Annotated in this window: 18 protein-coding genes; 7 read left to right on the forward strand and 11 right to left on the reverse strand. The window is 64.5% G+C overall.

The annotated features are described in order from the left end of the window. Window positions 1-110 precede the first annotated feature (110 nt). The 4 genes from NU688_RS28505 to NU688_RS28520 all read left to right on the forward strand — a co-directional run bounded on the left by NU688_RS28505 (window position 111) and on the right by NU688_RS28520 (window position 6,050). Window positions 111-896 carry a molecular chaperone gene (locus NU688_RS28505; protein ID WP_257864195.1) on the forward strand — a complete coding sequence of 262 codons (786 nt, stop codon included), beginning with the start codon at window positions 111-113 and terminating at the stop codon, window positions 894-896. A gap of 19 nt (window positions 897-915) precedes the next feature. Beyond that, window positions 916-3,585, forward strand: coding sequence for a fimbria/pilus outer membrane usher protein (locus NU688_RS28510; RefSeq protein ID WP_257864196.1), 2,670 nt, complete (start codon window positions 916-918; stop codon window positions 3,583-3,585). Then, window positions 3,582-4,658, forward strand: coding sequence for a fimbrial protein (locus tag NU688_RS28515; RefSeq protein ID WP_257864197.1), 1,077 nt, complete (start codon window positions 3,582-3,584; stop codon window positions 4,656-4,658). Before NU688_RS28510 ends, NU688_RS28515 begins: the two co-directional genes overlap by 4 nt. Before the next feature lie 90 nt (window positions 4,659-4,748). Beyond that, window positions 4,749-6,050 carry a hypothetical protein gene (locus tag NU688_RS28520; RefSeq protein WP_257864198.1) on the forward strand — a complete coding sequence of 434 codons (1,302 nt, stop codon included), beginning with the start codon at window positions 4,749-4,751 and terminating at the stop codon, window positions 6,048-6,050. Between the two features lie 34 nt (window positions 6,051-6,084). Here NU688_RS28520 and NU688_RS28525 read toward each other — a convergent pair whose 3' ends face one another. From NU688_RS28525 to NU688_RS28545, 5 genes are all read right to left on the reverse strand, one after another. After that, on the reverse strand, window positions 6,085-6,411 hold the full coding sequence (locus NU688_RS28525) for a hypothetical protein (protein ID WP_257864199.1): 327 nt from the start codon (window positions 6,409-6,411) through the stop codon (window positions 6,085-6,087). A gap of 103 nt (window positions 6,412-6,514) precedes the next feature. Further along, entirely contained in the window at window positions 6,515-7,366 is an 852-nt protein-coding gene (locus NU688_RS28530) for a DMT family transporter (RefSeq protein ID WP_257864200.1), read from the reverse strand. A gap of 70 nt (window positions 7,367-7,436) precedes the next feature. Next, window positions 7,437-8,144 (reverse strand): AraC family transcriptional regulator, encoded by a 708-nt coding sequence (locus NU688_RS28535; RefSeq protein ID WP_257864201.1) that lies wholly within the window; start codon window positions 8,142-8,144, stop codon window positions 7,437-7,439. 41 nt (window positions 8,145-8,185) lie between these two features. Continuing rightward, window positions 8,186-9,319: an SLC13 family permease gene (locus tag NU688_RS28540; RefSeq protein ID WP_374684701.1), complete on the reverse strand. Its 1,134-nt coding sequence runs from the start codon at window positions 9,317-9,319 to the stop codon at window positions 8,186-8,188. Continuing rightward, on the reverse strand, window positions 9,300-10,832 hold the full coding sequence (locus NU688_RS28545; RefSeq protein WP_257864203.1) for a class I adenylate-forming enzyme family protein: 1,533 nt from the start codon (window positions 10,830-10,832) through the stop codon (window positions 9,300-9,302). The genes NU688_RS28540 and NU688_RS28545 overlap by 20 nt, the downstream gene beginning before the upstream one ends. 190 nt (window positions 10,833-11,022) lie before the next feature. Between NU688_RS28545 and NU688_RS28550 the strand changes: the two genes are divergently transcribed. Then, window positions 11,023-11,511, forward strand: a complete 489-nt coding sequence (locus NU688_RS28550; RefSeq protein WP_257864204.1) for a hypothetical protein — start codon at window positions 11,023-11,025, stop codon at window positions 11,509-11,511. 57 nt (window positions 11,512-11,568) lie between these two features. Here NU688_RS28550 and NU688_RS28555 read toward each other — a convergent pair whose 3' ends face one another. The 6 genes from NU688_RS28555 to NU688_RS28580 form a co-directional block, all read right to left on the reverse strand. Then, on the reverse strand, window positions 11,569-11,799 hold the full coding sequence (locus NU688_RS28555) for a hypothetical protein (RefSeq protein WP_257864205.1): 231 nt from the start codon (window positions 11,797-11,799) through the stop codon (window positions 11,569-11,571). A 294-nt stretch (window positions 11,800-12,093) separates the two neighbouring features. Further along, window positions 12,094-12,216 (reverse strand): hypothetical protein, encoded by a 123-nt coding sequence (locus tag NU688_RS28560; protein WP_257864206.1) that lies wholly within the window; start codon window positions 12,214-12,216, stop codon window positions 12,094-12,096. A gap of 64 nt (window positions 12,217-12,280) precedes the next feature. Then, complete coding sequence (locus tag NU688_RS28565) at window positions 12,281-13,333, reverse strand: T6SS immunity protein Tli4 family protein (RefSeq protein WP_257864207.1); 1,053 nt, start codon at window positions 13,331-13,333, stop codon at window positions 12,281-12,283. A 134-nt stretch (window positions 13,334-13,467) separates the two neighbouring features. Beyond that, window positions 13,468-15,117: a triacylglycerol lipase gene (locus NU688_RS28570; RefSeq protein ID WP_257864208.1), complete on the reverse strand. Its 1,650-nt coding sequence runs from the start codon at window positions 15,115-15,117 to the stop codon at window positions 13,468-13,470. Between the two features lie 3 nt (window positions 15,118-15,120). Continuing rightward, on the reverse strand, window positions 15,121-18,240 hold the full coding sequence (locus tag NU688_RS28575) for a type VI secretion system Vgr family protein (RefSeq protein WP_257864209.1): 3,120 nt from the start codon (window positions 18,238-18,240) through the stop codon (window positions 15,121-15,123). A gap of 27 nt (window positions 18,241-18,267) precedes the next feature. Next, complete coding sequence (locus NU688_RS28580; RefSeq protein ID WP_257864210.1) at window positions 18,268-19,080, reverse strand: hypothetical protein; 813 nt, start codon at window positions 19,078-19,080, stop codon at window positions 18,268-18,270. Between the two features lie 149 nt (window positions 19,081-19,229). Between NU688_RS28580 and NU688_RS28585 the strand changes: the two genes are divergently transcribed. Both NU688_RS28585 and NU688_RS28590 read left to right on the forward strand, forming a co-directional pair. After that, entirely contained in the window at window positions 19,230-20,075 is an 846-nt protein-coding gene (locus tag NU688_RS28585; protein WP_374684702.1) for a M15 family metallopeptidase, read from the forward strand. A 59-nt stretch (window positions 20,076-20,134) separates the two neighbouring features. Continuing rightward, entirely contained in the window at window positions 20,135-20,428 is a 294-nt protein-coding gene (locus NU688_RS28590; RefSeq protein ID WP_206175933.1) for a PAAR domain-containing protein, read from the forward strand. Window positions 20,429-20,437 lie beyond the last annotated feature (9 nt).

Genomic DNA, 20,437 nt, shown 5'->3' on the forward strand with positions numbered 1-20,437 from the left:
GAGGCCTCGCTCTCGCGGTTTCGTCAGGCCCCTTTTTCCCTTTCGCTTTCTCTCGACTGTGCGTCGACACGCGCTCGGGCTCGTGCGGCTCCGTGCGTCGAGGACTATTTATGTACAGCAAGAACAGCTTTCGGTGGGCCTTCGGCATGGTGCTGATGCTTTGCCTGCAGTGGTCGGCCAGCGCGGGCGTGATGCTCGGCGGCACCCGCGTGATCCTCGGCGAGAGGGACCGCGAAGCCTCCATTCCGGTGAAGAACACCGGCACCTCGCCCTATGTGGTCCAGGCCTGGATCGACGCTGGCGAAGGCAAGAACAAGACACCCCTGCTCGTCACGCCGCCGTTGTCGCGGCTGGACCCGGGCATGGAAAACATCCTGCGCATCATGCGCGTGGCTGGCGACCTGCCGGCCGACCGCGAGTCGGTGTTCTGGCTCAACGTCAAGGAGATTCCAGAGAAGTCGAACGAAGAGAACGTGCTCCAGATCGCGGTGCGCAGTCGCATCAAGTTGTTCTACCGGCCCTCGAAGCTGGCGGGCAAATCGGTGGAGTCACGCGGCCAACTCAAGTGGGCGGTGAGCGCAGGGGCCGAGGGCCAGGGCGCAGTACTGAAGGTCGGCAATCCGACGGCCTATCACGTGACCTTCACCGCGCTGAACATCAACAATGGCCAGCAGTCGATCAACGCCGACATGGTGCCGCCCTTCGGCGAGATGAGTTATCCGCTGACCGCAGTGAAGGCGCCGCAGGCCGTCCAAGTGAACTTCACCACGCTCAACGACTACGGCGGCGAGACGCCAGAAGAGCGCGTGCAGGTTCCCGCAGGCGCCGAGCCTGTGGCCGTGAAGGCCGAACTGGTTCCCCAGCCTGAACCTTCCGCCGACGGCGACAAGCGCTAAGGCGCTGGAGATGACCGCCATGCGCCGCTCACCCGTTCTTCGCGCGCCGTTCCGGCTGACCCTGTGCGCCGCCTTGCTGGGCGCACTCGGCGCGCCTGGCCATGCGCAGGAAAAACCACAGCAGTTGGCCGGCTCCAGCTTCAACGAGGAATTCCTGGGCATCGGCGGCGACCAGCCGCATGCGGACCTCTCGCTCTTCTCTTTCGGCAACCGCGTGCTGCCGGGCAAGTACATGGTCGACGTGTCGCTGAATGAGCGTGGTGCCGGGCAGACCGAGATCCGCTTCGCCGCCAAAGAGGGCAAGAACGACGCCGAGCCCTGCCTCACGCGCGGCATGCTCGAGGCATGGGGCGTCAACGTGGCGGTGTTTCCCGAATTCGCGAGCGCCGCGGACGAGACCTGCATCGAGTTGATCAAGGTCATTTCCGATGCCGCGGTCACCTACGATGCCGGCAAGCAGCGCCTGTTCGTGAGCATTCCACAGGCGGCGCTCAAACGATCGGCGCGCGGCGCGGTCGGTCCCGAGAAATGGGACAAAGGCATCACCGCCGGCATGCTGGACTACCAAGTCAACTTCGCGCGCTACAGCGGTGACAACTACCGCAACGACCCGAACCCTTTTGCGCCCCCGCAGAACGTCTTCGACGGCAACCCCTTCGCCGATCGCAACAAGACCTTGCAGCGCAACACTCTGTTCGCGGGCCTGCGCGCGGGCTTCAACTACGGCGACTGGCGCTTTCGCCATTTCTCGACCTACAACCGAGGCATCGATGGCAAGAGCCGCTGGCAAGGCATCAACACCTACATGCAGCGCGACCTGGCCTCGATCAACGGCCAGCTTCTGATCGGAGATGGCAATACGCCGGGCAACTTCTTCGACAGCCTGCCGTTCCGTGGCGTGCAGCTCTCGTCCGACGACGCGATGCTGCCCGACAGCCAGCAGGGCTATGCGCCCACCATCCGCGGCGTGGCGCAGACCAATGCGCGCGTCACTGTGCGCCAAAACGGTTATGTGATCTACAGCACCTTCGTGGCGCCGGGCGCGTTCGTCATCGACGACCTGTACCCCACCTCATCGAGCGGTGACCTGGAAGTGAGCATCGCGGAAGCCGACGGCCGGCAGACCAAGTACACCCAGGCCTTCTCGGCCGTGCCCACGCTGCTGCGAGAAGACACCTGGCGCTACTCGGCCACTGTCGGCAAGTACCGCAACAACTACGACGGTGGCAGCGTGCTGGGTGTTCGGCCCTCGCTCTCGCAGCCGATGTTCATGCAAGCGACGCTGGCACGCGGGCTGGGCAACGAGTTCTCGGTTTATGGCGGCGTGCTGATGGCGAACATGTACCAGTCGGTGCTCGTGGGCATGGGCAAGAACCTGCGCGACTTCGGCGCCGTGTCGGTCGACCTGTCGAGCGCGCGCACCACTGATCGCACGCCCACCAATGGCCAGAAGACCTATGACGGCCAGTCGGTGCGCTTCCTCTATTCGAAGTCGTTCCTCACCTCGGGCACCAACTTCCGGGTGGCGGGCTACCGCTATTCGACCAGCGGCTACCGCACCTTCCAGGAGGCGGTGCAGATGCAGGACCTGCGGCCCTTCGAGTCGTTCAACAGCCGCCGCAACGAAGTGCGCTTCGAACTCTCGCAGCAGATCAAGGACCTGGGCACGGTGTTCGCGTCCGCACGCCAGCAGAGCTACTGGGGCACCGGCGCGAAAGACCGGCTGGTGCAGGTGGGCTATTCGGGCAGCTACAAGCAATTCGGCTACAGCGTCTTCTACAACCACACCACGAACCTGAACCGCCCTGCGGTGCGCCAGGTGATGTTCACGCTGAGCATCCCGCTGGGCGACACGCGCGCCAGTGCGATGTACTCGGTCACCCGCGACAGCGCCGGCCGCGTCAACCAGCAGGCCAGCGTCTACGGCTCGGCCTTCGACGACAGCCGCCTGACTTACAACATGACAGCCAGCGCTGCAAACCAGGGCGGCAGCAGCAGCGGCAGTGCGAGCGCGAGCTACCTGTCGCAGGTCGGCCGCTTCGACGTCGGCCATTCGCAGGGCCGCGGCTATGGCCAGAGCACCTTCGGAATGTCGGGCGGGGTGCTGATCCATGGCGGCGGCGTCACGATGTCGCAGGCGCTCGGCGAGACCGTCGCGCTGGTGCAGGCGCCCAAGGCCTCCGGCGTGGGCTTCGAGTCGCAGCCGGGCGTGGCGACCGACTGGGCCGGCAACGCGATCATTCCCAACCTCACGCCGTACCGGCTGAACCGCCTGGCCATCCGCACCGAAGACCTCGGCGACACGGTGGAAGTGAAGAACGCGGCCACCGAGGTTGTGCCTACGCGCGGAGCCGTGGTGGTCGCCAAGTTCGAGACCTCGGTGGGCTTCCGCCTGCTGATGGTGCTGACGGACGCGAAGGGCCGCGTGCTGCCGCTGGGCTCCAAGATCGAGAACGAGGCGGGCCAGGAGGTCGGCATCGTCGGCCCCGACGGTCAGGCATTCGTGACCGGCGCGGCCGACAGCGGCCGGCTGACCGTGCGCTGGGGTCGCGACACTGCCGATCAGTGCGTCGTGCCCTACAGCCTGCCTGATGAAAAGAACCCGCCGCCGATCCGCGAATTGAATGGGCAGTGCGAAGCCGCCGGGGTAGTCAACCCGAACGAAATGCAACCGAAGGGAGCGGAATGAACCGCAACAGTCCATCCTCTGATGCGATGAAGAGCGTACGCCGCCTCGTGCGTTTCGCCATGTCGGCCTTTGTGCTGCTGCTGGGCACGCAAGGCGCTTGGGCGCAATGCAAGGTGAATCCGGGCTACAAAGAAACACTCGTCCCCATGGACATGGGCAGGGTGGTGATTCCGAACGAGACAAAGGTGGGAGAACGGATCACCTTCAGGGACTTTCCCATCCGTCCGCCGGGCTCCACCAACAAGCCGTGGAACTGCCTCCCCAATGGAGGACAAGTGCAGGGTGACATTCTGAACGTCAGGGAAATGGTGACGAATATCGGCCTAAGCAAGGTGTTTGCAACGGAAGTGGACGGTGTCGGCATCCGGTTGTCGCGAGTTTTCAGGGACGACACCGGCGCCGGTGGCGGTGCTTTCGAGGAGACCCAGTATCCGCACACGCGCTCGACCTCCACCGACTTCGGCGACTTCAATGCAACGTCGCGCTTCCGGGTCGAGTTGTTCAAGACCAAGTCTGTGACAGGTAACGGACCCATCGGACCGCCCGGGAACTACACCCAGTACTACAGTCTGTTCGTTGACGTCCTCAACCCCAGGCAATCGGTGCTGACCACAACGCTTAGTGGCCTGGGCATCACGATCATCACGCCATCGTGCACGGTGGACTTGGGCTCGAAGAACATCCCGGTGGACTTCGGCAAGGTGCCGCAGAGCAACTTCAAGGGCAAGGGCACCACAACGGGTGACCGCAAGTTCAACATCAAGCTCAATTGCAAGGCGGGGGCGAATGCGGAGAACACGGTTCTCCTGCGCATGGACGCGACGCAGGACCCATCGAACGAGCAGGGCGTACTGAAGATCACGCCTGCCGGTTCGACCACCGCCACCGGCGTGGGCATTCAGGTGATGAATGACAAGAGCGTGCCAGTGAAATTCGGCGAAACCGTGGAGGTGGGTCCGTCGATGACCGGCTCCTATGTGTTGCCCTATACGGCGCGCTATTTCCAGACAGGTGACAAGGTAACGCCGGGTCGTGCCGACGGTACGGCGACCTTCACGCTGGACTACAAGTAGCGCCCCGGTCCAACGCGGGGCTACCTCATGCCGGGAGAGGCATGCGAGCGAATCTGTGTTTGTTTTAACTTTTACAACAGGGAGCGCGTCATGAGTTCGACTGTGGGATGGAAGAGGTTCGGTGCGGCGTGGATCGCCGCCGCAACCACGTTGCTGGCCGCATGCGGAGGCGGCGGAGGCAGCGATGGAAATACGGGGCTGGGCGGTGCTATGGGGGGTGGAACTGCGTCATCGCCGGTATCGGGCATCCAGAAGGAGAAGGGGACTCAGGAAGAGTTACCTCTTCTTCCCCTTAAGCAACGTGTCGACGGCCCGCTGCAAGACGCTCGATTTGTGGGGCCGATGCGCATGACAACCGACAGCCTTGGCAACACCTATGTGGTCGACCAACTGGTCATCACCGAGTACGGTTCCACCGTCAACATCATCCGCAAGATCGATTCAAGGGGAAACGTCACCACGTTGAAAGCGGCCGAGAAAGATGGAGGCATGTTGCAGTTCGAACGAATTGCAGACATCGCGGTGGACAGCCAGGGCACGTTGTATGTCCCGAGCGAGCACGCGATCAAGAAGATCGACGCACGAGGAAACGTCAGCGTCTTCGCGGGGAAGCCAGGCGAGCCAGGCGAACAGGATGGTGCTGCGGGGGAAGGGCGCCTCGCTTGGCCAAGCTCTATCGCGGTTGACGCCGATGGCGCGGTCTACGTCTCCAGTTCAATGGCCAGAACGATCAGGAAGATCAGCCCGGAGGGGAAAATCACGACCATCGCGGGGAGCAGCAAGGATGGTCGAACTTGGAGGCAACGTCCTGGTGGAGACGATGGTGATGGACTGGACGCCAGGTTCGTGGATCCGACTTCGCTGGCAGTCGATGGCAAAAAGAATGTCTACGTGTTTGACTTTGGACGTGTTCGCAAGATTGCGCCGAACGGCGCGGTCTCTACCTTGGCCGGACCACCAGCGTTCAGCACTTGGAAACGCTATGCGGATGGTCTCGGCGAGCAGGCGATATTTGGCTTTGCAGAAAGTGCTATGGCAGCCGATGCCGATGGGACTGTCTATGTGGCGGATCGCGAGAACAACGTAGTCCGCAAAATCAGTCCTGCAGGAATGGTGACGACCATCGGCAAGCGCTACAACCTTCAAGCTCAGAATGAAGATGGCACATTGACACCGCCGAAACTGACCAGCTACTACGAAGATGGTGCGAGCTCGTCTGCCGTCTTTGAAAACCTTGTAGGCATCACGATTCGGGCGGGCATGGTGTATGTGTCGGAGATATCCAGCGCCACCATCAGACAAATTTCCGCAGATGGCGTTGTCAGTACATGGGCCGGTGTGCGCAGTCGATCACCCGAGTATCCCGAGTACCCGGGCACGATCCCTCCGTGAGAGTGAGAGGGCCGCGCCGACTGAACGACGAGAGTCAAGAATCGCCGGCCGGCCGCATGGGGATGTCCCCCATCGCGTCATCCTCACGCAGTCCGCGCGCGGCCTTCAGCAACTCGATCGACAGCCCATCGCCCTGTCCAGCAAAGCCCTTGGCGACGCCTTCCAGCACCGTCGACAGCCCGGCTTCCCCGTCGGCGCGGGCGTCCATGCTGATGTTGAGCACCCGGGCCGCCATCTGGCGGTAGGTGATGGCGCCGGCGCCTTCGAGCGCGGCCACCAGGTCCAGGTACAGCGCCAGGTTCAGGTCGAACACCAGCTTGGGCGTGATTTCGAAGTCGTCGTTCTTGTTCTTGCCGTCCATGGGTGAGCTCCTTGTTTTTTCTGAGCCTCCACTCTAGCCAGAAAAAGCGCCTCGATCCGTTGGACGCGAGCGTGATTCGTTCATTCGCTCACGCGTTCGTTGTTCAGCGGGCGCGCGTGCCCATGACGGCCGCCGCGATGATCAGCGCCGCGGCGAGCGCGATGCTCCAGGTGAGCGGGCGGCCGGTCACGACCAGCAACAGCGACGTGGAGGCCAGCGGCGTGATGTAGCTCAGGATGCCGATCTGCCGCGCATCGCCGCGCTTGAGCGCCATGTCCCAGACGAAAAAAGCCGCGCCCAGCGGGCCGAGGCCGCAGAGCGCGACCAGCAGCCAGTCGCGGGCCGACATCGCGACCGAGGGCTCCAGCAGCGCATGACAGATCAGCGACAACGCGCCCGAGACCAGCCCGAACAATCCGATCGCCGAGGTGGGAAACGCCGCCACCCGCTTCGTCCACAGCGAGTAGCTCGCCCAGATGAAGGCCGAGCCCAGCGCCGGCAGGAAGCCCCAGTACCCGGCGGCTGCACCCGAAGCCGGGGCCGTGCCGCCGCGTGCGCCGAGGATCGCGATCGCCGCCCCCGCGAACCCGAGCAGCGCCGCCACCACGTGCAGCGGCCGCAGCGACATGCGCGGCAGCAGCACCGGCGCCAGCACCACCATGAGCAGCGGCCACAGGTAGTTGACGAGATTGGCTTCGACCGGCGGTGCATACCGCAGCGCGATGAACAGCAGGAAGTGGTAGCCGAACAGGCCGTAGATGCCGAGCGCCAGCGTGCGCGGCGGCACCTTCCAGGCGCGGCGGTCGCGCAGCACGAGCGGCCAGCTCGGCACGCTGCCGATCATGAGCGCGAGCCCCGTGAGCAGGAACGGCGGCAGGTGCGACAAGGCCGTGCCGAGCGAGGCAAGGGAGGTCCAGAGCGCGATGGCGAGCAGGGCGTAGACGGTGGAAGACATGACCGGCGAGGCTAAGCGATGGCGTCGTCGCGCAACGCCGGTCGATCGTCGCGCGGCGACGGTCTTGCCGTCAGACGCCCCGGCGCCGCAGCGCGGCCGTGAGCGCCGACGGCGAGCGGTAGCCCGTGCGCCGCGCCGTTTCCGCGACGCCCATGCCGTCCAGCCGCAGTTCGCGCGCATGCGCCAGCCGCAGCCCGCGCAGCCAGTGCATCGCGCTCACGCCTTGCTCCTCGCGGCAGCGCTGCGCGAACTGGCTGGGGCTCAGGCAGGAGACCTCGGCCAGGTCCGAAACAGTCAAGGGCTCGTGCCAGCGCGCCCGGGCCCAGGCCGCGAGCGCCGGCCAATCGATGCGGCGGCGGCGCGTGTCCGGCAACGATGAAGGCGCGGGACTCCAGGCTTCCAGCAACAGCGCGGGGCCGTGCTGCAGGGCGAGTGCGGCGTGCTGCGGCTGCTTCATGCAATGCGCCAGGTAGCGCGCGAGCGCGTGCAGCTGCGGCACGTCGGCCGGCGCGCGCTCGGTGCAGCGGGCCCATGGCGCGTGCGTGGTGTCGAGCACCAGGCACACGCTGCCCAGCCCGCGCGCCTCGAAGTCGTGGCGGTCGCCCGGCGCGACCACCTGTGCCTCGCCCACGCCGATGCCCGCGCCTCGGCCTTCGACCTCGATGTCGAGCACGCCATCGAGTCCGATCAGCACCTGGAAGTGATCGTGCGCATGGCTGCCGCGCGACGTGCCGTAGTCGCGCAGCGAAAGGGTGTGGTGGGTGGCGGGCGCGCGCATGGCGGGAAGGCGCAGATTGTCTCCCCCCGGCTCGCCGCCTGTCACGCAAGCCGCAGCAGCAACGCCGAGGCCGCGCACACCAGCAGGAACGGAATGCTGATGCGGTGGAACTCGCGCAGCCCGTTCGGCAGCTTCGCGAGCCGCAGCGCGATCAGGTTGGCCAGCGAGCCCAGCACGCAGCCGAAGCCGCCCACGCTCACGCCCGCCGCCAGCGCGGGCAGGTCGCGCACATGGCCGTCCAGCAGGATGGCGGCCGGCACGTTGCTGATGAACTGCGAAGTGACGATGGCCGCGAGGTAGGCGCGCCATCCCTCGGTGATCGGCCAGTGGCCGAGCAGCGCGGTGATGGCCGGCAACTCGGCCAGCTGGCGCAGGTCGACGAACATCAGCGCGATGATCGCGAGCAGCGCCCAGTCGATGCCGCGCAGCACGCGCGGATACGTCACCAGGAACACGCCGAACACCACGCCCAGCCCCGCCAGCAGCCAGTGCCGGTCGAGCGCGACCACGAAGCCGATGAAGAGCACGCCTGCCAGTGCCAGCAGGCGCGGCTGCACCGGTGCTGCTTCGGTCTCGGGCTTGAGCGCGATCGGCGTGCGCGGCACCAGCAGCCACACGGCCACGAAGAGCCAGAACAGCATCACTGCCACCGTCGGCCCCATCATCCCCATGAAGGCGAAGAAGCTCTCGCCCGAGCGGTGCCAGAGATAGAGGTTCTGCGGATTGCCGATCGGCGTGAGGGCCGAACCCGCATTCACCGCCAGCGCCTCCAGCACCACGAGCCGTGCGAGCGGCAGGTGCGCCTGGTTGGCGAGCACGCGCGTGAGTGGCACCAGCAGGAACAGGCTCACGTCGTTGGTCACCAGCGCGGAGAGCAGCGCCGCGCTCGCCGTCAGCAGCATCGCCAGGCTGCGCTGGTTGTGCGTGCGCGCGAGCAGGCGCTGCGCGGCGGCCTGCAGCATGCCGCTCTTCTCCACGCCCTGCGTGATGGCCAGCAGCCCGGCCAGCGCGCCCACGGTCTGCCAGTCGACCAGCTGGAGCCACGCCATCGGTGCGCGTGGGCGCAGAAACGCGAATAACACCGCGACGGTGACCAGCACCCACAGCAGGCCGTTGCCGCCGCCGTGCTCTTCAGACAGCGGCCCGGCTTTGGCTTCAGCGGCCGACAAGGTCACGCAACTCGCGCTTGAGCACCTTGCCGATCGCGCTGCGCGGCAGCTCCTCGATGAAGTGCAGGCGCGCCAGGCGCTGCGTCTTGCCGAGCTGGTCGTTGGTCCATTGCAGCAGTGCGTCTTCGGTGGTGGCGTCGCCCTCGCGGCGCACCACGAAGGCCACCGGCGTCTCGCCCCATTGCTCGGAGGGCACGCCGACCACCGCCGCGTCGGCCACCGCCGCATGGCCGCGCAGCACGGCTTCGAGGTCGCTCGGGTAGATGTTGAAGCCGCCGCTGATGATCATGTCCTTCTTGCGATCGAACAGCGTGAGAAAACCGTCCGCATCGAAGCGGCCCACGTCGCCCGTGCGGATGAAGCGCTTGCCGGTGGCATCGAACCACTCGGCCTCGCGCGTCTTCTCGGGCTGACGGTGGTAGCCGGTCATCATGCCGGCCGAATGGCCCACCACCTCGCCGGCCACCTCGGTGTTGCCCTGCGGCAGCTCCCTGCCTTCCTCGTCGATCAGGCGGATGTCGCTGCCCGGTGCCGGCTGGCCCACCGTGTGCAGCTTGGTCGGGTGCAGGTGCGCCTCGAGGATGCAGGTGCCGCCGCCTTCGGTCATGCCGTAGAACTCGATCAGCCCGCCGGGCCAGCGCTTCAATACGTCGGCCTTGAGCGCGGCGTTGAAGGGCGCGCTGGTGCTGAACTTGAACTCGAACGACGAGAGGTCGTGCGCGTCGAAGCGCGGGTGCGCCATCAGCCGCTGGTACTGCACCGGCACCAGCATCGTATGCGTCACGCGCCGCTGCGCGGCCAGCTGCAGGTAGCCGCCGGCGTCGAACTTGGGCATCAGCACCACACAGCCGCCGAACGAGATGGTGGGGAAGAACACCACCAGCGTGGTGTTGGAGTAGAGCGGTGTCGACAGCAGCGTGACGGTGTCGGCGCTGTACTCGTACTTGGCGCCACGCTGCACATGCGACCAGCGCATGCCGTGGCCCTGCACGATGCCCTTGGGCTCGCCGGTGGTGCCCGAGGAGTAAATGATGTTGAAGGCCCACGAGGGCTGCACTTCGATGGCCTCGGGCTGGGCGCCGACCGGTGCAAGCCAGGCGGCAAAATCGCGTCCCGCCGAAGAACCGTCGAGCGCGACGCGCGGAATGCTGCCTTTCTTCGCCGGGCCGACCACGTCGGCGGCCGAGGCATCGGTGAAGAGGATGCGCGCGTCGGCGTCCTCGATCATGCGGGCGAGGCTCGCGGGCGTGGAGCCGGGCGCGAGCGGGGCGACGGCAATACCTGCACGCAATGCGCCGAGGAACACCGCGGCGTAGTTCACCGACGACGTGGCGCAAACAGCGACGGCGTCGCCGGCCTTGAGGCCGTCGCGCTGCAGGCTGGCGGCGATGCGGTCCATCAGCGCGTCGAGTGCGCTGTAGTTCAGCGCGTACTGCGCGTCCGCGAGCGCGGGGCGATCGGGGGCGTGCTGGGCGTGGAGGCGAATCAGGTCGGCAATGGCGCCGAAATCGCGTTCCATGGCGGCTTGAATGGCGGGGTGCGTTTGCAAAATCGAATCCTTCGTCTTGGCCAGCCGGCAGGATAGCGAAGAAGCCTCGCAGCCGGTGAGCCGCGCGCGACGGCCGCGCGCAGTCATTCAGTCAGTCAGCCACCGCTCAGGGGTGCAGGTCGAGGATCGGCGTTTCGTTTCTCCAGGAAGGAGCTCCGACATGGGACTACTCGACATCCTCCAAGAGACCATCGGCAGCGATGCCGGTGCGCATGTGGACCCGATCACCCAGCATGCCTCGCCCGACGCGATCGGCGCGGGGCTCGCGGCGGCCATGCGCTCGGACCAGACGCCGCCGTTCGGCGACACGGTGGGCCGGTTGTTCGGCCAGTCTTCGCCGATGCAGCAAGCCGGCGTGCTCAACCAGATATTGGCGACGCTGGGGCCGGCCGCTGCGTCGATGCTGGCGGGCGGGGTGCTCGGGCGAATGCTGCAGCCCGGGCAGACCCAACTCACGCCGGAGCAGGCCTCGCAGCTGTCACCCGCGCAGGTGACGGAGATTGCAGCGCATGCCGAAGAGCAGCACGCGGGGGTGATCGACGAGGTGAGCCGGTTCTATGCGCAGCACTCGGGGTTGGTGAAGACGCTGGGTGGGGCGGTGTTGGCGATTGCGTTGGCGAAGATGAAAGAGAACGCGACGCGAGGGTGAGGGTTGGTGTGGAGACAGGACAGGTTCCCTTTGCGAAACCGGGCCGGTGCACCATCGTCACCTCGTTGGCAGATTCGCCAACTCCGGCATCGGCGGCGCAGTGGGCCGCAGGCGAATGCTCTTGAGCAGCGCATTCAATCGTTCCATGCTCTGCTCGAACGGCGGCGGATTGACGGAGAGTTCGGGCGCTTCGAGTCGTGTGTAGCTGCGCATGTCCACCAGGATCGAAGGCAGCACGAAAGTGTTCTGCCAGCCGCCGTAGCCCGTGAACACGCTGTAGACATTCATGGGCTTGGCGCGCTGGTAATTTTCCGCTTCAAGATGTTGCTTCGCCAACAGGGCGCGTTGAGGTCTGATCCCATCGCGCTTGCGGCACCATGTGGTGCGGTACGTCGATCAGGTAACGGCCGATGCATCGGGTCACGGGGTTCTGCGTCAATCGATCCATGTTCAGTTTTTCTTGAGGAGTGAGTGCCGCAACCGGGGCCGGTTTGCAGCCGGCAACGAACAGAAGGACGAAGAGGGCTGAGAGCGCGACCGCCGATGCCCGGTGGCCCAACCGAAATGGGTGTCTCGCGCGATTCACTTGCTGTCCGGGTAGGCCAACGGCGTCTTGGCAACGCCCTGGGCGATGTGCACGATGGACTGAAGCGTGAACTGGCGGGCTGCCTCGGAGTCTTTATAGGCCAGTTCAGTGGCTGGCATGGGGCAGGATCATGGGGATGCAGCGGGTCATGACTTCAATGCAGAAATCGCACCAGTGCATCAGTCAGAAGGCCCCGGTGCGCAGCCGGAGGGTTTTTGTGACCACGTCCCACAAGCCCACTGCCTCCGCCTCGGTCAGCGGCGCCTTCTCCAGCGGTGGGCGCATGTTGTATTGGTCCGGGTCTTTCGGGTCCGGGGGCTGGAGTTCTTCCTTGCCGTTGAAGAGCTTCATCGTGAAATACGGTTTGCGGAACCCGCTGTCCAGCGAATGCCCTTCGGCCAGAAATCGATGTCCTCGGACACGCGCATCGGTGCGAACAGCAGCCAGCCATTCGTCGAAGGGCTCGCCGGCATCGGTGCGCGTTTGCTTGCGCAGCGTCCGGAACAAAGGGTCGTCCTTGATCTCCATGGGCTCCACTTTGCGGACCCGATCCAGCAGGGTGTCCTCCCCGCCGCCGATCTGGTCCGAACTGAAGGTCAGCAGAAGCCCCCTGACTTCTGTCGAATACCAGATCTCCCGGGTGACATAGTCCTTTTCTTTTGCTGGTCGGCCCGTATCGCTGACAAAGCCGTTGTGAATGCAGATGCCGGGATCGGTGGGCACTTCGGCCTCGGCGCGGCCCCTCACTCGAGCGTAGACGCCTTGCAGCTCGGCGAGCTTTCTAGGCACATCACCAATCATTCCCTTGAACAAGGGTTCGTCACGATCTTCAGGATATGAGAAGTCAGATCCCTCTATGGTGGCAACTATCAGATGCCCCTCCTTCCATCCAAACACTTCAAGGTTCCGGTCATATCTGCCAGAAGTGCCTTTGGCTGAATTGAAAAGCATCGCTGGCGCAACGTCGTTACCTATCCGTGTGGCAGATTGCAAAACAGGCAATTCCGGCGTTCCAATGAGCTTGGCATCCTGCAATTCTTGGTGTCGCTTTTGAAGCGCCACATCAAATGCGCCCCGCTCCATGGGCTCAACAAAAACTGACACACCGTCCCGGTAGTGGCCTACCTTCTCTGCTGGCAATCGATCCCATCGCGACTGCGGCACCATGTGGCGCGGCACGTCGATCAGGTAGCGGCCGATGCATCGGGTCACGGGGTCTTGCGCCAGTCGATCCATGTTCAGTTTCTCTTGAGGAGTGAGTGCCGCGACCGGAGCCGGTTTGCAGCCGGCAACGAACAGAAGAACGAAGAGGGTTGAGAGCGCGACCGCCGATGCCCGGTGGCCCAACCGAAATGGGCGTCTAGCGCGATTCACTTGCTGTCCTGGTAGGCCAATGGCGTTTTGCTCACGCCCTGGGCGATGTGCACGATGGACTGAAGCGTGAACTGCCGGGCGAGCTCGGAATCTTTGTAGGCTGGCTCATGGCCCACGCTGACTTTAAGCGTGGCGTTCATGCGGGCCTTGAGCGCCACGCCGGAGCGCTTGGGCACAGTACCGTCGCCAGGCTCGTCGGGGCCAGCCAAGGTGAAGTGTTGAATCTGGAATCGCGCGTAGCTGTTTGAGTCCTTGACTGGCGTTGTCACAGTACGCGTATCTTCCAGTTGACCCTTCAAAGGCAGACCTTGCAGCGGATCGGCCTCGGGTTGATTGGGCTTGATGCGCCCACTGCGTCGCCATGTGACGGTGCCGAATGCCTTGAACGCATCGCTGTCGCCGTAGAAAGCGTAGCTGCAGGGGTGGTATTTTTCTTTGATCTCCTGGTGGAATTCTTTGACTCGCCTCATTTGCTTAGTGAACTTGAGCCAATCTCCATCGAGCTGTGCCTTCTTCTCCGCAGACCCCTCCGGATGATTCGGCTTGAGCGGATTGATGAGGTCCTCTTCGCACATGCTCCACCACTGTCCGCGCGAAGCGTAAATTTGAGAGTAGGGGTCGATGCCACCGGCCCCGTCGGCCTTGGGCAGGCTCAGCACCACCCGGTCGCCGTCCATGATCTTCAGCCAGTCCGCGCCGTATTCGGGTGTCGGCAGCAACTGAAGCGGACCCGCCGCCTCCGACAAGACGGCGGTCATTTCCGCCGCATCGCCGCCCAGAATCTCGGCAGTCTGCTTGCCCGCAAAACTGCCGTCGCTCTCGGTGCCTGCTTTCATGCGCCGGTAGACCGCGCCCGAGCCGATGGTAGGCATCACGCCATGCACCACGCCCATTACCTTCTCTTTCATGCCGGCAATGTGCTCGATGCAGTAGCGGGCCACAAAACCACCCATCGAGTGCGTCACCAGAATGACCTGGTCGCACATCTTCTTGTCCCGGATATAGCGCGCCCTGATCTCCGAGATGCGCTGCGCAAGGCGCTTTGCCGATATGGCGTTGTCCTGCAGCCAGTTGTAGCCGCACGCATACACCGGAAGCCGGTATCTGTAGCTCAAGCCGACCTCATCGCGCGTGATCGCAGCTTCGCCTTCGGCACCCAGGAGCGTTGCGATCAAGGCGCTGCGCTGGCCGTTGCCTGCATTGTCGAAATTGTTGAGCTCATGCTCCAGCCAAACCAGAAACGGGGCGTAGCTCATCGCACCCACTTCACCCCAGCCGCGCCGCTTCAATTCTTCGTCGCTCTGTGCGGTTCCCTCGGGGAGTGCGCCGCCGTCATAGACTTTGCACTCATCGGGAACCAGCAGCTTCTTGCGCTCCTTCGCATCCACCGTTCGCCAGCTCTTGAGCATCGTCCCGGCGCCATCGAGCAGCCACCGGGTCTCCTCGTCAGCACAGGTGAGATTGCTCCCCATCACCCCCGGCACGAAGATCACCGGAATGATGCGATCCGGCACCATCGAAACGACGGCCGCGCTGTTGTCTGGCGGGCTCATCGGGGATTTCCACTCCGGGTTTCCCTTTCGGTCGTAGGTTGCGTTAACCGGTCGATCTTGTGTCGGGGTTGCTTTGGTTGCTTGGGTGGCCATGCTTCAGCTCTCGGGTAGAAGCCGAAATGAAAGTTGTTCGATTCCGCTGCTCTTTTGCACGTCGGTCCGGCCTTGGGCATCGGTCGTTCCGCGAACGACGGTTCCATCAGCACGCGCTATTTCGTACTTGCGGTTTGCAACAGGCCGGTTGTCGAAGGGCCAGCGCAATACAAATTGCTCATCGAATGGCGCTGTATCCCATCTGTTGAGTTCATAGCTCAGCGTGGTCGGCCCTGCAAGCTTCCTTTGCACCGCGTGATAAGTGATCTTCCCCGGACACTCGAACGTGATGTCCCCGTTCTGCAACGTGATCGATGCACCCTGCGCAGTGGCAATGCGAATCTTCTTCTTCGCCGCGAACTCCACCGTCTTGTCGGTACTCGCGATCTTCAGCGCATCCTTCGCCTGTACCCGAAGCTCGTCATGCTGCGCCTGAAAGTCCAGGTCATCACTGCCCGCGATGATCGACAGGCCCGCCTCAGCATCCGCCTTCTGCGCCCCGGCCAACAACCCGATGGCCTGCCCGCTATGCACCCTCAGCACATCGGCCAACGCAAGGTTGATATCCCCACCGCTGGCCAACGTCGCAGTCTCACCCGCCACGATCTGCAGTTGCTGCCCCGCCACCATCGCAAGCCCGCCGCGCGCGGCCAGCGCCACAACGGCATCGGTCGTGTGCGGCACCTTGCCATCGCCAGTGGCAACGGACTTGTCCGACGCATCCAAATAAGCCGTCTCCAGCACATCGCCCGTCACCATGCCGCCCGCCGCGTGCTGCATCGCCGCGTAAGGCGCGCGCTCCTTGTCGAGCTGTGAAACGTTGGCCTTTTCAGCACCGATATGTCCGGCCAGTTGCACTGTCTCGTGCTTCATCGCTGCTTCGCTCAGCGCCTGCCCCAGCTGCTGCACTTGCTTTAGCAACGCCATGCCAGCGGCAAAGTCGCCAACGGGTTCAAGTTGCTTTCCACCCGCCCCGTGATACGTACTCAACAGCACGCCCTTGCCGCCACGCAACGCCGCATAGCCATCGGTACGCAGCTCGAGCCCCTGCCCCCGGAAGCTTCCACGGAAGTTATCCGCCTGATGAATCAGATGCCCCAGGTTCAGCTGGCTGTGCGCCGTGCTCGCATGCAGTTGCACACGCAGTTGCTGGTTCGAATCGTCGAACACCAACTGGCTGAACCCGTCGCCGCCGAACTCCTTCGTCTTGAAGCCACTCAGCGCCGCGGCGTTTCGATGGCCCTTGTCATCCGCGCTCGAACCGTGCCAAGCCGGCGCGTGGCCAGCCGCAAGATTGGCCTGCGCGCTCGACGATGCGTTGCTCGCTTGCGCAAAGACATCGCTCTCCTGACCCTGGCTCGAGCCTTCCTGATTGCGCGATGCACCACCAGGCGTAGGCTCGATGCCGCCATCGCCGCGTCCGTTGTAGAGCGCACCGACGATCACCGGCTGGTCGACATCGAGGTCGACGAACTTCACCAGCACTTCTTGCCCGATGCGCGGCAGCCATTGCCAGCCCATGCCGGGACCGGCCTGGCGTTGCGCCACGCGAATCCATCGCGTGCTGCGATTGTCCTTCGCGTCGCCGCTGTTGTTCTGCGTATCGCCGCCGGCCGACTCGGTCTGCCAGTGGAATCGCACGCGCACGTCGCCGCGGTCATTGCAATAAAGCTCGTCGGCACCGTTCGGCGAAGTCTCGCCAGAGGGCCCGACGACGATCGCGCTGTGCACGCCACTGGCCGTGGGCTTCGCATGGAGCCGCGCGCCATCGGCGGCCGCGAGCACGGGTCGCCAGGGGCGATCCACATGCACGGCCGAGAAGCTGTTGGCATAGCCGAGCGTCTTCGCCGCGGCAAGGCTCTGCGCTTGCGGATGGACATCGTTCGCTTCGTCGTGCGCACCGCCCGTGGCCGTCGGCACCAGCCCGAACACATCGTCTTCGGCAGTGACGGATGCACAAGGCCTGTCGAACACAAGGTGCTCCGACAGGTCACCCAACTGCGCGGCAATCGATGCCGCGGTGTCCTTCGGCAGATTGTTGATGCCCACATGCTCGACGGTGTCCAGCAGCAGCGCGGGCTTCGCCTGCAAGCCAAGCGCCGGTGCATCGTCGACTTCGATGCGCGTGCCCGCGCGCAGCGTGCGCACGGTGCTGTGGCCGAGCATCACGTCGGCGCGGCACTCGGCTGCTTCCATCATCAGGCCGGCATAGCGCTCCAGCGTGCGGTTGCTGTCCCAGCCGCGGCTGCGGTCGTTCAGGCCGAGCACGTCGTCGTATTCGATGCGCGGCGCATTCTTGCCGCCGACCGCAAACCGCGCGGCGGCGCTGCCCGCCAACTGGCGCTTGCCATCGACGTTCCACGCGCTCAGGTGCACCTGCGCCACCGACTGCCGCATGCGGCGCACCAGCGCCTGCACGGCATCGCTGCGCTCCTGCGAACTCTTGCGATGAAAGCGGATGGGCGAACCCGGGTCCGCGGGCTGCGCATCGTTCGCCGAGAAGATCACGAGCTTGTGCCCCATGGGCGCCTTCTCGTCTTCCTCGATGCGCCAGGCCAGGCCCTCTTCGGTCAGCAAGCGCGAGAAGAAATCGAAGTCGCTCTCGCGGTATTGCGTGCAATAGGTGCGAACCGGCGCATCGGCCAGGAAGCCGCTCACCTCGGAAGAGAAGGCCCAGCTGCCCGCGTCGGCATACGGAGCGAGCGCGCGCTCGATGATGTCCGCCACCGAGCGTTGCTGGAACACCTGGCTGCGCCCCTGCTGCGTGGCCAGCCAGATCCACGGCACGAGCGTGAGGCGATAGCGTGCGAGGCCGCCGTCGGAGCCGAGCGACTCCACCGCGCGGATGAGGCCGGTGCGCTTGCCGGTCGAGCCGTTGGCCAGCACGGTGATCAGCGTGAGAGGCTGGTCGATCATCGACGAGAGCGCGAGATCGGCGCGCAGGCTCAGGCAGACGATGCGCATCTCGAACGGCTGCGACACGGCCTCGCGCTGCACCCAGCCCTCGACACGCAGGGCGTCGATGCTGGCGTTCGTTGTGGAAGCGCCTGGAACCTCGAGACGGTAGAGCCGGTTGGTCTGACTGAGTTCGGCCCAGAGCGCGCTGCGGTCAGCGGATGGCATCGTTGTGATTCGCGTCGGCGCGGAAGCTCATGGTTTGCATCGCTGGCCGGACTTGCAGTCCGCCGCGACCTCGGCCAGCGCCGCCGGCTGCGGCGCGGGGTCGGGTGCCTTGCTGCGCTTGAGCAGGGCCGTCAGCAGATCGGTGTCGGGGTCGGGCTTGCCGGAGCGCGGAGTCGCTTGGGTGGCATCGTTGGTTCGCCGCGGCGTCTTCGGTTTGTTGGCGGCCGTCTTCACGGACTTGCCGTTGGCCGCATGCGCGGGCTGCTTCGACGATGCGACATTCACCGGCTTCTTTGCAGCCGCAGTGCTCGTCGTCTTCTCGGCGCGCGGTGGCTTTGCGGCCGCGGCGCGCGCCGACTTGCCCGCAGGCGGTACGACCATGGGCTGCGCGCCGATGGCCGCGAACGGCGTGGATTGTTGCTGCTGTTGAGAAGGTGACGCTGTGTCGCCCTCGACGATGCGTGCTGTGGACGGCTCAGGCGCAGCGGGTGCCGCAGCACCAGCAGGAGCGGGTATCTCGGGCGCCGGCGGTGCAGCGGGCGCAGCCTCGGCGGCCGGTGCAGGTTTCGCTGGCGCAGCAACTGCGATGTTCACCGACGCATCGGCGCGTTTCGATTGCAGCTGGTAGGTCGTGGCACCCGCAACGCCGATCAGCAGCGCGAGAGAAGCCCACACGCCCGGCCGCTTGAAGAAGGACCGCGCACCGCTCTCGCGGCCGCCCAACTGCGCGAGCACGCGCGTGGATTCCGCGTTGGGTGTCGCAGACGATGTGTCTGCGGCGGGAGTGCTCGAACCGAGCAGGCTCGGCCGTCCCTTGTTGTCGTCTGGCGCGCCCATCATGGATGGGTGGTCCCGAAAGCAGGCATGTTTTTTCTCCCCGCGGCTTATGGTGTGACCCACGCAACGTTGCAACTTGGATGCAGTTGTTGCGTGCGAGTGGTTCGAAGTGTTGTGCGACTCATACAATGAATTGCACTCTCCGAACACCGTTGATCTTCTTCACTCTCTTTTGTTATTTTGCCTTGATGGTGGCCGCGCTTGCCATCTTCTTGTTCCCTTCTTTTCGTGAGCGTGTGTTGCGAGCCACGATCACTTTGACGACTGCAACTGCAGTCTTTTTCATCAAGATTGGCCATCGATTCGGCTTGGTGTCCGAAGCAAGTTTTCAGTTGGTGCGCGATGGCGGATTGGGTGTGCGTACTTTCGCCGTACGCCATCGCTATCTGCTGTTGTCGGGCATGGGCCTGCTCGTCATTCCGGTGCTGTTGAGCGTGGCCTTCGGAACCGGGCGCGTCCTGTTTTTCGATGACTGGGCCACGACGAGCGATCCGAAGATCGAGGCGCTTCTCAAGGGCGAGCAGCTCGTGCCACCGCCTGCACTGCCTCCTGAAATCTTCGCAACCGCAGAGGTCGAACAGGTCCGTCCGCTCACGAAGGAGGGCAGCCGCGACTGGGCCGTGCTCGATGCGGACTTCCGCAATCGGCTGCTCCTGGTCTACAAGATCATGAAAGAGAAACACGGCTACGACCTCGCGTTGCTCGAGGGTTATCGCAGTCCCGAACGGCAGGCCAAGCTCGCTGCGTTGGGCAACACGGTGACGCTCGCCAAGGCGAATCAAAGCTATCATCAATATGGACTTGCGGCAGACAATGCGTTCTATCGCAATGGCAAGCTGGTGATCTCGGAAAGAGACCCGTGGGCCATGGAGGGCTACCGTCTTTATGGCGAGGTGGCCGAGTCCGTGGGGCTTGTGTGGGGTGGTCGTTGGTCTTCAATCAAGGACTACGGTCATGTGGAGTACCGCAAGCCCGGTTTCAAATTGCCACGCGACTGAATGCCGGCACGGCATCGGTCGCATCGACAAACCAACGAGGCAAGCAAGGGGGAGTTCGAATGGAAGAGGATCAACCCGCAGCGGACAACGATCGTCCGTGGATCGTCCTGCACGACAAGACCGACCACGGCGGCATCGTGATCACCGCATCCGAGAACACGAGCATCGACGAGCGCCGCGTGGCTCGCATCGGCGACCTCGTGTCTTGTCCGAGGCCCGGCCACGGCATCAACCCCATCGTGACCGGCAGCCGCTACGTCACGCTCGATGGCCGGCGTGTTGCGCGGCACGGTGACAAGGCCCGCTGCGGCTGCACCTTGCTGTCGAGCCAGATCGCTTCCGCGTCCGAATGACAAAGGCCA

Source organism: Variovorax sp. ZS18.2.2, from assembly GCF_024701975.1.
GTDB lineage: Bacteria > Pseudomonadota > Gammaproteobacteria > Burkholderiales > Burkholderiaceae_C > Variovorax.